Annotated in this window: 13 protein-coding genes and 1 tRNA gene; 8 read left to right on the forward strand and 6 right to left on the reverse strand. The window is 34.9% G+C overall.

Annotated features, from left to right (window positions below; translation table 11 throughout):
- The first annotated feature begins 76 nt into the window (after positions 1 to 76).
- From BMF77_RS02365 to BMF77_RS02390, 6 genes are all read left to right on the forward strand, one after another.
- A tRNA-Leu gene (locus BMF77_RS02365) sits at positions 77 to 158 on the forward strand.
- A 181-nt stretch (positions 159 to 339) separates the two neighbouring features.
- Positions 340 to 840: a chemotaxis protein CheW gene (locus tag BMF77_RS02370; protein WP_015080291.1), complete on the forward strand. Its 501-nt coding sequence runs from the start codon at positions 340 to 342 to the stop codon at positions 838 to 840.
- A 60-nt stretch (positions 841 to 900) separates the two neighbouring features.
- A complete protein-coding gene (locus tag BMF77_RS02375) occupies positions 901 to 3,525 on the forward strand; it encodes a methyl-accepting chemotaxis protein (protein ID WP_148760345.1) in 2,625 nt (874 codons plus the stop codon).
- Positions 3,526 to 3,575: 50 nt separating this feature from the next.
- Positions 3,576 to 6,485, forward strand: a complete 2,910-nt coding sequence (locus BMF77_RS02380) for a hybrid sensor histidine kinase/response regulator (RefSeq protein WP_148760347.1) — start codon at positions 3,576 to 3,578, stop codon at positions 6,483 to 6,485.
- Positions 6,486 to 6,554: 69 nt separating this feature from the next.
- The gene (locus tag BMF77_RS02385) at positions 6,555 to 7,022 is read left to right on the forward strand and encodes an NUDIX hydrolase (protein ID WP_174782899.1); all 468 of its coding nucleotides are present in this window, start codon (positions 6,555 to 6,557) and stop codon (positions 7,020 to 7,022) included.
- 94 nt (positions 7,023 to 7,116) lie between these two features.
- Entirely contained in the window at positions 7,117 to 7,926 is an 810-nt protein-coding gene (locus BMF77_RS02390; RefSeq protein WP_148760349.1) for an alpha/beta fold hydrolase, read from the forward strand.
- A 90-nt stretch (positions 7,927 to 8,016) separates the two neighbouring features.
- Here BMF77_RS02390 and phnE read toward each other — a convergent pair whose 3' ends face one another.
- The 4 genes from phnE to BMF77_RS02410 all read right to left on the reverse strand — a co-directional run bounded on the left by phnE (position 8,017) and on the right by BMF77_RS02410 (position 11,680).
- Complete coding sequence (gene phnE, locus BMF77_RS02395; protein ID WP_148760351.1) at positions 8,017 to 8,811, reverse strand: phosphonate ABC transporter, permease protein PhnE; 795 nt, start codon at positions 8,809 to 8,811, stop codon at positions 8,017 to 8,019.
- A 33-nt stretch (positions 8,812 to 8,844) separates the two neighbouring features.
- Positions 8,845 to 9,621, reverse strand: coding sequence for a phosphonate ABC transporter ATP-binding protein (locus BMF77_RS02400; protein WP_148760353.1), 777 nt, complete (start codon positions 9,619 to 9,621; stop codon positions 8,845 to 8,847).
- 98 nt (positions 9,622 to 9,719) lie between these two features.
- Positions 9,720 to 10,691, reverse strand: a complete 972-nt coding sequence (locus tag BMF77_RS02405; protein ID WP_148760355.1) for a phosphate/phosphite/phosphonate ABC transporter substrate-binding protein — start codon at positions 10,689 to 10,691, stop codon at positions 9,720 to 9,722.
- A gap of 491 nt (positions 10,692 to 11,182) precedes the next feature.
- Complete coding sequence (locus BMF77_RS02410; protein WP_148760357.1) at positions 11,183 to 11,680, reverse strand: pentapeptide repeat-containing protein; 498 nt, start codon at positions 11,678 to 11,680, stop codon at positions 11,183 to 11,185.
- Positions 11,681 to 11,828: 148 nt separating this feature from the next.
- Between BMF77_RS02410 and gcvT the strand changes: the two genes are divergently transcribed.
- A complete protein-coding gene (gene gcvT / locus BMF77_RS02415; protein WP_015080300.1) occupies positions 11,829 to 13,013 on the forward strand; it encodes a glycine cleavage system aminomethyltransferase GcvT in 1,185 nt (394 codons plus the stop codon).
- A 76-nt stretch (positions 13,014 to 13,089) separates the two neighbouring features.
- On the forward strand, positions 13,090 to 13,479 hold the full coding sequence (gene gcvH / locus BMF77_RS02420) for a glycine cleavage system protein GcvH (protein WP_148760359.1): 390 nt from the start codon (positions 13,090 to 13,092) through the stop codon (positions 13,477 to 13,479).
- 119 nt (positions 13,480 to 13,598) lie between these two features.
- Here gcvH and BMF77_RS02425 read toward each other — a convergent pair whose 3' ends face one another.
- Positions 13,599 to 14,435, reverse strand: a complete 837-nt coding sequence (locus tag BMF77_RS02425) for a class I SAM-dependent methyltransferase (RefSeq protein ID WP_148760361.1) — start codon at positions 14,433 to 14,435, stop codon at positions 13,599 to 13,601.
- An 83-nt stretch (positions 14,436 to 14,518) separates the two neighbouring features.
- Positions 14,519 to 15,097, reverse strand: coding sequence for a hypothetical protein (locus tag BMF77_RS02430; RefSeq protein WP_210422284.1), 579 nt, complete (start codon positions 15,095 to 15,097; stop codon positions 14,519 to 14,521).
- Positions 15,098 to 15,172: the final 75 nt, after the last annotated feature.

A 15,172-nucleotide genomic window follows, 5' to 3' on the forward strand; every position in this document is an offset into this window, starting at 1 on the left:
CCCATACCCTGATTTTAAATTTTGTATTTTTACCTATTGCCATAAATATTTTATTGTGCTAAAGTAAGGTATTGATGCGGATATGGCGAAATTGGCAGACGCGCTAGATTTAGGTTCTAGTTCCGAAAGGAGTGAAGGTTCAAGTCCTTTTATCCGCACTTTTAAATAAATAGCCAAATTAAAAGCACTCAGGAAAATTAAATCCTGATAGTGCTTTTTTGTGTATATTATACTCATTGATCAAAACATAGCAGAGTGATTTTAGACATATATTTTACAAAAAAAACAGCAAAGGTATTGCTATATAACCCCATAAATTAATGTTCATAATACTCGCCCATGAAAAAATTACACATTGACTTTAATCATCAAGCAGCCGTATACAACAGCCGAGAAAATGGCTATCTTAAATTTCAACTTAATCAACAAACTGGTGCTGTTTTATCCATTGCTCATACTCAAGAAGCAGTTGTTGTACCTGTGACATCGGTTACAGCTATTCCGAATATGCCCGCTTGTATATTAGGATTGATGAATTGGCGCAGTCATATAATTTGGGTAGTTGATTTACCTAAGATGTTTAATTTAGAATGTCTCGATCATCGGTTGCGTCAGTATAATATCATTGTTATTCAAATAGAATCAATGATTTTGGGTTTAGTTGTCCAAGAAATTAAAGGCACAACTAAGTTTATTGCTGATGATATTCGTTCTCCCGTAGGACAAGTAGCATCTAGTTTAGTACCTTACTTGTGTGGTTGTGTGGTGCAACAGGAAGAAATTTTATTGGTATTAGATGCAGTGCATATTTTACGTTCGGATATTCTTGGTATTAACTAATAATTAATACTCGGAAGAAGGGGTAATTTTTTTATTTTATAAATGTGGTGTGAGGAATATATGTTGAATAAAACTGATATCAAACAAAGTGGCAATTCTCAAAATAACGCATCTTTAATTTCTTCAGCAAAAGTTGTTGATATTAGAGGAGAAAATTCTAGTTATAATAGGGTGTGGCATCAGGGAATAGGATATTTACGACAATTTAAATTGAGTACAAAAGCTATAATTTTATCCATAGCTATTGGTACTTTACCAGTTTTGGGAATTGCGGCGATCGCTTATCTTTTTGGGAGCAAATTAATTACAAAGCAAATTATTACATCCCAAGAAACTAAAGCAATTAACTTGAGTGATAAAGTTAATAATTTTATTGGACAACGTTATGGAGATATTCAAGTATTATCTGGTATATCTTTTTTAAGTCCTGCTAATTCTGGAAACAAAGCCGGATCAGAAAAATCTAGGAAAACAAGTAAAGTTGATGTCAGCATCATTAATATAGAAACACAAGCATCCTTGGATCGCTTGATAAAAACTGTTAAGGTTTATGATAGTGTCGCTGTATTTGATCTTAATGGAAAAGTGATTATTCAATCAGCCGGAGAATCTTTAATTTCCGAAAAACAACGGATCTATTTTCAAGAAGTAATCAAACAAAATACTCCTATTATTAGTCAAGCAGAAATAGTTAAAAATATAGGCGCAGTAATTTATATAGCTGCACCAATTAAAGATCCAATTCGGGGTAATACTATTGGTATAGTCAGAACCCGTATGCCTGTAAAGGCTTTAGAACCAGTAATAAAAAGTTATATAGATGAGACTAATCAATATTATTTTTTAGATGGAACAGGAAGAATTTTAATTAGTTCCGATCAAAATTTAGTTGGTGAGAAGTTGATAGGTATATATCCTAGTTTAACTAATGTTTTGAATGCGAAAAATATTGATACATTTACAGCCAGGTCCAAAAATAATCAAAAGCAGCAACTCATTAGTTATGTACCATTGCCAATATTATCAGGTTTACCGAATATCAATTGGCAGTTACTTGTGGCGAAAGATGCAGCAATTGCCTTTAAGCCGCAGAGAGAATTTTTGACATTAATTGCTAGTACAACACCATTAATTGCATTATTGATGACGTTGTTTATAGCTTGGTTAAGTCAGTGGATTAATTCTAAAATTTTTAGTACATCTATAACATTCTCTAAGGAAATTCAAGAGCAAATACATTTAGATGTATTTAATAAAGAAGAGGAACAAGAAAAAGAAATTGAATGGCTAAAATTACTCCTAGAAATTACTAGAAAAATTCGTCTAAATCTTCAGTCTGAGGTTATTTATCAAACTGCCATTTCTGAAGTTAGTCAAGTTCTAAAAACAGACAGAGTTATCGTTTATAAACTGCATCGAAAAACCCAAGCTGTTAAGGTAATTGCTGAATCAGTAATTGATGATTACCAAAAAATGCTCGGTGTATATAATAATGATTCCCACTGGCGAGAACTTGGTAAAAATAGTCAATTTGAGGCAATATCAAATATTGAACAAGAGTCAAGTTTAACGAGTAGTTATATCGAGTGGTTAAAGAAATTTTCTGTGCAAAGCAGTTTAACAGCACCAATTTTAAGTCATGGAGAAATTCAAGGATTTTTGATTGCTCATCATTGCCATAATTCTCATATTTGGCAATCTGAAGAAATTAATTTTTTGACCCAAATTGCTACACAAATTGGCTATGCTTTAGAACAATCCCATTTACTAGTAGAGATAAAAAGATTAAAAGCACATAGTCAGACAAACACTAATCAAGACAATTCAGAACTCCAGAATTTTCAGAATAGTCTTCAGAAAACTGTCAATCAAATTCAACAAGCTATTGGTGAAGTAAATGTTTATTTGGAAAAATTCACAACAGAAGCAATTATCGAACCTGAAAAAATACACCTAAGCTTAGAAACCATTGACAATATGACTATTGCTATTCAATCTATAGCTGATATAGCACAACAAGCTGTTACCATTGTTAATGATGCTAACCATAGGGCTAATAAAACTGAAGCAGCGATGGATTTAACATTGCAAAATATTTTCTCTGTCCAAGAAACAGTTGATGAAATAGCTAAAAAGGTCAGACGGTTAGGAGAATCTTCCCAACAAATTTCCCGTGTAGTTTCTGTAGTTAATCAAATTGCTATGCAAACTAATCTATTAGCAATTAATGCCGGAATTGAAGCTGCAAGAGCCGGGGAAGAGGGTCAAGGGTTTGCGGTAGTAGCTGAAGAAGTAGGAGAATTAGCCGCCAGAAGTGCAGCCGCAACTCAAGAAATTGAGGAAATAATTGAGAAAATTCAACGAGAAACTGGTGAAGTATTAAAAACAATGATCATGGGAACTAGTCAAGTTACCCAAAGTAGCCATATTATCGAAGATGCCAAACATAGTTTACAACAAATTGTTGATGGATCACAGCAAATAAATACCTTAGTTCAGTCAATTTTGATTTCTACTACATCTCAAGTCCAAACATCACAAATTGTTAGTCAAACTATTAAGGATATTACTATTATATCAGCCCGTAATAGTGATAATTCTCTTGAGGTTTCCCAATCTTTACAAAAAGTAGTAAATATTTTTCAGGAGTTAAAAGATACTATTGAGACTTTTCCACCTAATTGATATTCTCATTTGTTCTGAATTAATAACTAATGACTAAGGACTAATGACTAATGACGAAAGATAAAGAATTAGAAATCCAGATGCAATTTCTGGAAGAAGCAACTGATTATCTCAACACTTTAGAAGGAATATTACTGGAAATTGACACCAGTAAACGCATCGAACTAGAACATATTAATGCTGCTATGCGAGCCGCTCATTCTATTAAAGGTGGAGCAGCTATGATGGGATTTCGGGTATTAAGTGATTTAGCTCATAAATTGGAAGATGCTTTTAAAGTTTTAAAGACTCAGAAAGATTCCTTGGAACTTGATACTCATTTACAAAGTTTATTACTATCTAGTGTTGATTGGTTGCGACAGATTGTGGAATTACTGGCCAAGGGTAATGATTTAGATGATAGTTGGTTAGGAAAATTTTGTTACCCAATTTTTGACGAACTTTATGAGCGTTTAGGTGAACCTACCCCAGAAGATATCACAACTTTACTATCATCAGAAGATGATCCAGAAATTATTCCTTTATTATTTGAAACTGAAGTTGAAGAGTATTTACAACACCTAGAAGCTAGATTAAAAAATAGTAACAAATCGGGATTAAGAGCAGAGTTAGTAATGATGGCAACTGAGTTAGGTGGGTTAGGAGAAATGCTGCAATTAACGGCATTTACCCAACTATGTCAATCAGTTAGTCATTACTTAGAAACTGATCCTGATAGTGCTGTGGAAATTGCTGATTTAGCATTAAAAGCATGGCGACAATCTCAAACTTTAGTATTAAGTAATCTTCGAGGTAATTTACCAACAAGAATTGATTTTGGTAAAGTTATTAATCATAATCTTCCTGAGCCATTAAATAAACAGGATTATTTATTAAATAAATCAGCTATTTCTGATTTTCAATTATTAGAAAATGTCGAATTATCTCCAGAAAGTGCTGATTTTGTTAGTGCTGATAGCGGATTGGCTTCAGAGAATCTGCCAATAGATTACAAATATACCGAACGCAAAACTGATATTCATTTATTTCCCAAAGAAAGAGAAAATCAGGAAAATACAGTTAGAGTTCCTAGTAAACATTTAGAGAAAATTAATGATTTGTTTGGAGAAGTGATTATTCAACGTAATGGGTTAAATGTGCAAATGGAAAGATTACGTAAATTGGTGCGTAATCTCAGTCAAAGAGTCCAAATTCTTGATCAAGAAAATCAAGAACTGCGAACAGCTTATGCAAAAATGATAACCCATAATCATCTGGTAGAGGAATCAGCTAATCATGGTAATCAAGGAACAGAAAATAATTTTATAGAACAAGATAGCTATCAAAAATTGAATCTTTTATCTCAAAATGTCATGGAAACTATTGTCCAAGTTGCAGAAGTTACCAGTGATATCCAATTAAGTGTGGATGATACAGACCAAATAGCGCGAAAACTGAATAAAACTTCTAAACAATTGCAAAGACAATTAACTCAGGTGAGAATGCGTCCTTTTTCTGATTTAGTGGAACGTTTTCCTAGAGCTATTAGAGATTTAAATGTTGAATATGGAAAAAATGTGCAGTTGAAAATTGAAGGTGGAAATACTTTAATTGAAAGAGGTATTTTAGAGGCTTTAAATGAGCCTTTAATGCACTTGTTACGCAATGCTTTTGATCATGGAATTGAAGATCCTACTACTCGTAAAACTCAAGGAAAACCCGAACAAGGGTTAATTGAAATGAAGGCAGTTTATCATAGTAATCGCACAATTATTACTATCCGTGATGATGGTCAAGGTATTTCTTTAGAAAAAATTCGTCACCGCGCTTCAAAAATGGGTTTGGATGATTCTTTATTGGCGAGCGCTAGTGATGAAGAACTACTATCATTGATTTTTGAGCCAGGATTTAGCACCTCGGAACAGGTAACAGCTTTATCTGGTCGGGGAGTAGGCATGGATGTAGTCCGTAATAACCTGAAATTAGCGCGAGGAGATGTGAATGTTGACACCCAAGCCGGAGTGGGGACAAAATTTACTTTATCAGTACCATTTACCTTGTCAGTCGCGCGGGTTTTATTGGTTGAGAGCGATCGCTTAGTGTTAGCATTTTTTACAGACGTAATCGAGGAAATTTTCCTCCTAGAACAGGAGCAAATCTTCTTCCTAGACGGCAAAGAATTTATTAACTGGCAAAACCATCAATTACCATTGCTGCGTCTAAATAGTTACTTTGAGTTTAACTGCTCCCGCTACAATAACCTGGAATTAGAAACTTTGCCGATCATTAATGCTATAAGTGTATTGATAGTCAAACATGATCATCAACAGGTCGCAGTTCAAGTAGAACGCTGCTGGGGTGAGCAAGAGGTAGCTATTCGTCAAGTAGAAGGTAATATTCCCCTTCCCAGTGGGTTTAATAACTGTACAATTCTTGGTGATGGTCGAGTAGTTCCCCTGATTAATACTAATGATTTAGTCTTATGGATTACAACAGGTGAACGTCCCCATATCAGTAATAAATTACCAACAACTAGATTACAAACTGCATTCCTCAAACCGCCAAAAGTAGCAACTGTCAAACAACCTAGTCGCCAAAAAGGGGTAATTTTAATTGTTGATGATTCCATTAATGTCCGCCGTTACCTCGCCCTAACTCTCGAAAAAGGTGGGTATCAAGTAGAACAAGCTAAAGATGGTCAAGAAGCTTTAGAAAAGCTGGAAAGTGGTTTACAAGTGCAAGCGGTAATTTGTGATATTGAAATGCCCCGTATTGATGGTTATAGCTTTTTAGAGCGGATTAATAACAATACAGAGTTAAGAAATATTCCTGTAGCCATGTTAACTTCCCGTAGTAGTAGTAAACATCGTCAGTTAGCTATGCAATTAGGGGCAAAAGCCTATTTTTCTAAACCATATAATGAGCAAGAATTATTAAGGACATTAGAAGAAATAATTTTCCAGATTGCAGAAACAACATGATTGAATTAAAAATATATAAAATACAATAAAGCAATTTTAAATTTGAAAATTTTGGCTGTTTTTAAACCAATGATTCAGTCCACACGGGGCTTATGGCACTTTGGACAAACGGTACTGGGTATTATATTCCGCCACCCCATTACTGGTACAAGTATTATCCCCATTTTACCTGATGGTCAGATTGTTCTCATTAGAAGAAAGGATGATGGTCGTTGGTCATTGCCTGGTGGTATGGTGGATTGGGGAGAAGATGTTCCTCATGCAGTCCGTCGGGAATTGATGGAGGAAACAGGGCTAGAAGTGGTCACAATTCGCCGTTTAGTGGGAGTTTACTCTTCACCAAATCGTGATCCTCGGATTCATTCTATCTGTATTACTGTTGAAGTCGAAGTTCAGGGAAAAATGGCAATAACAGATTCCTTAGAAGTCATGGAAATTCAAGCTTTTCCTCCTAGTTCTTTACCAAAACCAGATATGTCTCATGATCATTTTCGTCAGTTGCAAGACTATTTAAATGGCTTAACAACACTTGCATAAAATATCAAAGATGAAAGATTTTGGGTTTGAAAATTAAATCCAAAGTCTATAATTAAAAATTGCCCAACTTAGACAACTAAATTAGTAAATTAAAATGAATCTTTTATTTCGTAACTCCCGAATCAAACTTAGTCAAGGGGTACTGTTTTGGCGTGAAGTTGGTACAGGAATACCCATGATTTTTCTACATGGTGCATGGAATGATGGCAGTGAATGGGTATCGATAATGGAACTATTGGCTAAAAATATCCATTGCTTCTCACCAGATTTGCTAGGTTTTGGTGAATCAGCAAATCCTAATATTCACCATTCTATAGATTTGCAAGTCGAGTGTTTAGCTGATTTTTTAGAAGCTTTGAAATTAGAAAAAGTCTATTTAGTTGGTAATTCTCTTGGTGGTTGGATTGCGGCTAGTTATGCTTTAAAATATCCAGAGCAAATATCTGGTTTAATATTGTTAGCGCCGGAGGGTGTCGCAGCAAAAGGACAAAAAAAGGAATGGCAAAAAAGACGGCGGTTATTTAACTGTTCACCATTGATAATTAAATTTTTACGCTTCATTCTGCCGCTGATGAGATTGATTGGTTGGGAAGAAAGAATTGTTAAAGATTTAGAATTAAGAAGAGAATTATTACAATCCTCTACGGCTTGTCAATTACTTTTTAACCGCAAGAAACCAGAAATAGAAGCAGAATTATTAGAAAACTACTTACCAGAAATTAAAGTTCCCTGTTTGATTTTACAAGGTAGTCAAGATACAAAAACTGCTATATCGAAAAGTAATACTTATGCTCGATTAATTCCTCAAGTTCAGTTACATAATATTGCTCATGGGGAAAGTAATTTACCAGAAACTTGTGCTGGGGTTGTTGCTGAAGCTATTTGGGATTTTATTAATAAGTAGTCAGGAGTCAGGAGTCACCGAGTCAGGAGGAAGAAGAAGAAAGAAGGAGGAATAGTCTTAAATCTAGGAAAGTGATCATTGAGATTAAGACTAGATTGACTCTAAATATCGGCGTAACTTACTACTAAACCAATCAATAACTGTGACTACTACTAATAGCACTAACATCATGGTTGTGGCTTTGGTATATTCAAAACCATCTATATAGCTTTTTAATTGAAACCCTATTCCCCCAGCACCAACTACTCCTAAAACCGAAGCAGCACGAATATTATATTCAAACATCCACAGGGTGTAACCTAATCCTAAAGGTAATATTTGGGGTAATATCCCATACTGGACAATTTGTATTTTCGATGCCCCAATTACCTGTAAAGATTCTAAGGAACGATGATCTACAGATTCTATTGCTTGTTGATAAAATTTAGCAAGATAACCAATAGTATATATTGACAATGCCAATGTTCCAGCAGGTGCGCCTAAACCTGTAGCAGCAACAAAGATTAAACCCAAGATAATTGAAGGTACGGAACGAACAGCATTTTGCAGTAGGTTTGCTATCCATCTTAGCCATAAAGGGGCGATATTATTAGAACTGGCTATGGCAATTGGTAATGATAAAACTGCACCTAGGGATGTTCCCCAGACAGACATTTGCACGGTTTCAATTAATCCTTTAATAGCAATATCTAAAACTTGTAAGTTGGGAGGAAATAATCGTGAAATAAAATCTGTAATAAAAGGCCAACTATCTCTTAATAATTTAAGATCAACTTGTAATCCTTGTAATGCCCAAATGTAAACTCCTATCATCAATAGAAATACAAGTGAGGGAATAAACCAAGGATAACGATGAAAAATTTGTGAATTAGAAATTTTTTTCATTGTTTTTAATAACTAAATATAAATTCAACTTTCTTAAATGATATGTGATGAAAATTGCGCTTGTAAATTTTCACATTTACCATCATAAACTACTTTTCCACTATCTAGAATTATTGCCCTTTGAGCGTATTCTGTAGCTAGTGCTAAATCATGTAAAACGGTAATAATAGTTAATCCTTGTTGATGCAATTCTGATAAAGTTGTCATGACTTGTTGTGAGGCTACCACATCTAAACCTGTGGTGGGTTCATCGGCTAAAAGTATTTGTGGAGATTGCATTAATGCTCTAGCAATTGCTACTTTTTGTTGTTGTCCACCACTCAATTGACTAGTTTTTTGATATATTTGTTCTCTTAAACCTAATTGTATTAATAATTCTAAGGCTAATGTGCGATCGCATTGTGGAAATCCCCATAAAGTTTGTCTCGTCTTTCTCACTCCCAATTTTCCACATAAAACATTATCAATTGCTGATAATTGACGAATTAATCCCCCTCCTTGAAATAACATTCCCACATCTCGACGAATTTGCGGTAAGTTTTGATCACCCACAGAAACACCATTAATTGTAATTTCTCCCTTAACTAAGGGAACTAAACCCACAAGTGATTTCAATAATGTTGATTTACCTGCCCCATTCAATCCTAACAATACGACAAATTCACCTTGATTAATTTGGCAATTGATATTATTTAAAATTGGCCGGTGTAGAGATGCAATATAATCTGTTTCTAAATGACAACATTCAATAAAATTCACGTTACTTTTAGATAAATGATAATTTGTAATTACTTCAGAGAAAGGAGTCATGGTTAGTTTTGTGAAAATTTCATCAGAAAATGATAATTTTGTCAGAATTAAGAATTTTATTCCCAATATTCCTAATTCTGAATGCTGACCTTTAAAGATTATTCTATCCCCGCATTTTTCAGGGCTTCCCGCACTGGTTGAAGATGACGATTATGATCAACTCTTACCAATTCTGTGGAATTATATAAACTGCTTAGTAATTGATTGTTTTCGGATTTGTTTAACTTTAATAAAGCATTAATTAGCTTTTCTCTAATGATAACTGGGACATCATCATCAATCGCAATACCATGAGCCGGAACACCAGAAATTTTATGTAATATCCTGACTTTATCTCTATTCTCAGCCGCCAAATAGGGAGGGAAAAGAGCATATTCTGAGACTACCGCTACATCTGCTTGACCTCTAACTACAGCATCTAAGGCTTTACTATAATTTCCACCATAACTAACTTTACCAAAGAAGCTATCCAAGCGATCGCGGTTAGGGACAAAACCCTGTTTAACTAACTCACTTACGGGAAAAATAAACCCAGAACCAGATGTTGGAGAAGTAAAAGCAATAGTTTTTCCTCTGAGTTGTTCTAAAGTTGCTTTCGGAGAATTTTTACTTTTTAATTGGCTATTATTGGGAACAACAAAAATAGAATTATAAGTATACCTACCAGAGTAATTTTTGCGAACTTCAGCCAAATATAACCGAGAATTTGCTAATTGTTCAGCCTTTAAAGCCGGACGGCTACTTAAAAACGCTACATCAGCCCGATTTGCTCTTAAAGCTTCTACTGCGGCTGTCTCATCACCTACTTGCGCTTTAACAGGTATCCCTAACTCCTGAGATAAAAAAGCAGCCACATTATTAGCTTTATTTTGCAAGTCTGTGGAATCAGAACGACTAGGAAAAACTATAGTTAAAGGGTTCATTTTCTGAGCAACTAAGCGTGGTGCTGGTTGATTTTTCAAGGGGTTAGCTACGGCTATTTGCATAGAACCCAAACCACTCAAAGCCATTCCCGTCAAGGCTAACAGCCCTCCACTAATCCCCCAAAATTCCTTTTTATTTATTGTCATTTTTTTAACTCCAATTAGAATATTTTTGCGAATTACTTGCAATTATTACCATAAAAAACCTTAGCTTTTTTAATAATAAAAGTCAATAAGCAAAAAAAAGAATTATTCATAACAGTGTTAAAAATCTTTTTATCGGATTTTTATACCAATTCTATTAAAAATGCACTGAATATTAATACCTTCGCCATTGTTCGTAGGTTGGGTTAAGCGACAGCGCAACCCAACGCATTTTTTGGTTTTAAGTAGGTTAGCATTGAAAATTGTCGTTATGGCACTAGGCTTGAGGCAAGGGTGAAGAGATTTTGGGCGATTTTACGTTTCTTTACACAGATTGGTTTTATTCTGTTCACCTACTTAGTGCCTGAAGTTGGGTTTGGTCTTTGTTCAACCCAACCTACGAATCAAGGCTTTTTCAAACCTTTAACCTTTAAATCTCTTCCCTTTGCGCCTTTGCGCCTTGGCGTGAGACTAAAATTCATAACCCTGGGGTTTTACTTACATCCTAAAGATGCACGAGTATCTACACCTGTTTTAGAATTTACACCACTGGCATTAATACAGATTTTTTTTACCTGTATCATATCTAGAATTGCATTGGTAAAATCAGCACCAGTAACATCAACCTGATCAAAAGTGGAACGCAACATCATGGCTTCTGTAAAAACTGCATCACTTAAATCAGAATTTTTGAATCTTGATAAATAAGCAATACCTTGACTAAAATCTACACCGTGAAAATTCACAGTATCCAGTAAAGTACCGTTAAATACAGCACCACGTAAATCAGCATTGTTAAAATTAGTATTCTCTAATTTCACACTTGTAAACTCAATCCCAATTAAACTTTGTCCAGAAAAGTCCTTCCCCCCGACTCCCTTGTTAGTAAGAGAATTAGTTACACTCGAAGAGCTTGCAGCTTGCGCTGATAAGGGAAACACAAACAACACTAAGGCTAAAATCAGACTAGCTAATATTGAGCGATACTTCATAATCTTTGCTTAATAAATCTCAACAATTCCACTATTAATCATTAAACCGCAGGAAGGATGCAGAAGTAATTCTCTGCTAAATTACCAGCAATCCCGTAGGATAGATAAATGTTGAGGTGCTATCCCAAGTAAATATAAATAACCACCTGTGGCTAATCAAGAAAATACTCCCCTGTCGGCAGTCGCTCATGGGGGAAACCCCCAAGACCGCGCTGCCTCCCAATCTCTGACGCGAACCCCTTTATATCAAATGGGTGTAGAACTCAAAGCCAGATTCACCAGCTTTGGGGGCTGGGAAATGCCCATACAATACAGCGGTATCACCCAAGAACACCACGCTGTCAGAAATACTGCGGGAATGTTCGATATTTCTCACATGGGCAAATTTACCCTCCAAGGTAAAAACCTGATTTCCCAACTTGAGTATTTAGTTCCTTCCGATTTAAGTCGTTTACAGCCTGGACAAGCGCAATATACCGTCTTACTTAACCCCCAGGGCGGAATCATTGACGACATCATTATTTATTACCAGGATACAGACAGTGCTGGTAAGCAAAATCTAGTCATCATTGTTAACGCCTCAACTACCGACAAAGACAAACAATGGCTATTGGCACATCTTGATCTTGATGTAGTTAAATTTCAAGACCTGTCACAGGATAAAATCTTAATTGCTGTTCAAGGCCCAACAGCTACTCATTCTCTGCAATCCTTAATTTCAGCAGACTTATCACCTATTAAGGCTTTCGGGCATTTAGAAACAACCATTTTCGGAAAACACGCATTCCTCGCCCGGACAGGGTACACTGGCGAAGATGGTTTTGAGGTGATGGTAGATTCATCAGTGGGTATAGATTTGTGGCAGAGTTTATATGATCTTGGTGTTGTGCCTTGCGGACTTGGTTGTAGAGATACATTGCGTTTAGAAGCGGCAATGGCACTTTATGGGCAAGATATTGATGATACCACCACACCGCTAGAAGCTGGTTTGGGTTGGTTAGTACATTTAGATACTAAAGGTGATTTCATTGGTCGGGAAGTTTTAATACAGCAAAAAGCCCAAGGAATGTCCCGTAAACTCGTAGGTTTGCAAACACAAGGACGAAATATTGCTCGCCACGGCTACCCCGTATTATCATCAGATCAGGTGGTAGGCGAAGTAACAAGTGGTACTCTCTCACCTACGCTTGGTTATCCCATAGCCTTAGCTTATGTTCCCACCCAGTTAGCAACCCTCAAGCAGCAGCTAGATGTGGAAATTCGCGGCAAGGCTTATCCTGCGGTAGTTGTAAAACGCCCATTTTATCGCTCAAAGAATCGTGTTCCTAACTGATAATCTTTGCGGTTTTTGAGGAATAATGTGGTTTAGGTTACTGTTGTAACACTATTTTTTTAACAGAGAACGTGATATGTCTTTTGAATATCCCCAGGATTTGCGATACTTAGACACCCATGAATATGTTCGTCTAGATGGCGACATTGCTACTATCGGTATTTCCGAATTTGCTGTTGATCAATTAGGTGATATTGTTTTTTTGGAACTGCCAGAAATTAATGATGTTATCACTCTAAATGACCAATTTGGTACAATTGAATCAGTAAAAGCCGTAGAACACCTGAATTCACCAATCAGCGGTACTGTCATAGAACGGAATCAAGCTGTAATTGACTCTCCTGAAGATATAGCAGAAGATCCCTATGGAGAAGGTTGGTTGATTAAAGTGCGTATTAATGATGCTGCTGAAATAGAAGACGCTATGACAGCAGATGGATATCGCGCTTTGGTAGAAGGTGAGTAAATAATTTAACATTCATATTACTCAAAATGTAGAGATGTTTCCCAGTAACGTCTCTACATAGGGTTTGCTGAATAAACCTACAACCCAGACGCATCAAGATTTTTATCTGTATAAAGTTTTTAGCTACAGTCTGCTTCGGCTTTTTTCGCAACTTGAAAAGCTGAGATATAGGTAATTTGGATATTTCCTCCATAATGATCTTCGATCTTTTTTCGTAATGCTGTAAATAAACAAGTTCTGGTTTCTATATCTAGTTTTAGGTATTGTGTATAGGTGCTTAAAAGCAGTAAAAAGTCATCCATATAATAATTAACTCTACAGACAACTTGTTCGGAAACTAAATTTTTGAATTTACCTGAATCAATGGCTTTTTGTCCTAAAGCTTGCACTATCTCTTTTTGAGTTTCTATATCTTCATATCTGTCTAAAAGTGGAGCATACTTTTGATAAACTTCCCGAAAATTTTGATATATTTCATATTCTGGTTGCGGTGTCATATTCCACAGCAAAATTAAATTACCATGATTCCGTAAAGCTTGAGAAATTTTGCTATTACCAAATTCAGGATTAATCCAATGGTAAGAAGTTGCTGCTAAAACAGCATCAAATTTTCCGGTTTCTAGTTCCCATTCTTCAAAGGTTGTTTGCTGAATTTCCACCTGTGGATAGATTACACAATTTTGTTTTGCCAAATTACAAGCTGCTAAACTTGGTTCTAAACAAATCATAGAAAAACCTAATTGAGCAAATGCTAAAGTTGCATTTCCCGGTCCACAACCTAATTCTAGAATATTGGCTTTGGTGGAAAGTTGAGCTACTTCTACAGCACCATTAATAATTTCTTGTGGATAGCGAGGTCTGAATTTATTATAAGCTTCTGCAACATGAGAATACCAGTTTTTTCTAGTTTCTAAATCTTGAGAATATAAGTTTTTTAGTAGTTCCAGTTCTTTCATAAGTTATTCTTTAAGAAGATTTGCTATTTCATCTGCTGTGGAAGTAAATTCAATCATTATAATAATATTATTTTGACCGTGTATCAGTTTTTTTTCGTAGCTTTTTCTCTATCTTTCTTAGCTTTATTTTTTTTATCAATTTCTTCTTGAATTTTAATAAATCTATCTGTATCGAGCCAATTTAAAAAAATAAGATTTTGGCATTCTATTGATAAATATAAGCAATAATTTAATATATTTGTATTAATATCAAGGTTATACTTGTTAAATATTTCAAGAACTTGATCCCCTGGCTTTTCATCATTAATATTTTTAATATCTTCCTTTATTGCATCTATTTTTTTATCTACTTTATCACTAAAAGATATCTCAATATTATTGGAATGCTTATTTTTAATCCAATCATTGATCTTGTCAAGTCCTATACATATAGCTTCTCCTCTATCTATATATATTGATATTTTATATAAGCTTATTTTTTTTTGTAATACTTGAATGATTGTATTGGTAGATTCTAAATTAAAATAACAGCTTACTAAAATCAAATGGTATTTTTCATCTATTACATTACCATGCAATAAAAAATCAACTAATAATTGTTGTTTGTCTTTTTGAAAAAAAAAGTTGTGTGTGGAAATCATTGATACTCCTGGTAGTTTCACAGACTTAAATTTTTGAATAATTATTCGAGGTTTTACGAAAACAACAACTTCATTAATCTGTTGCTATCTTACGAA

Source organism: Dolichospermum sp. UHCC 0315A (assembly GCF_008121535.1).
Lineage (GTDB): Bacteria > Cyanobacteriota > Cyanobacteriia > Cyanobacteriales > Nostocaceae > Dolichospermum > Dolichospermum lemmermannii.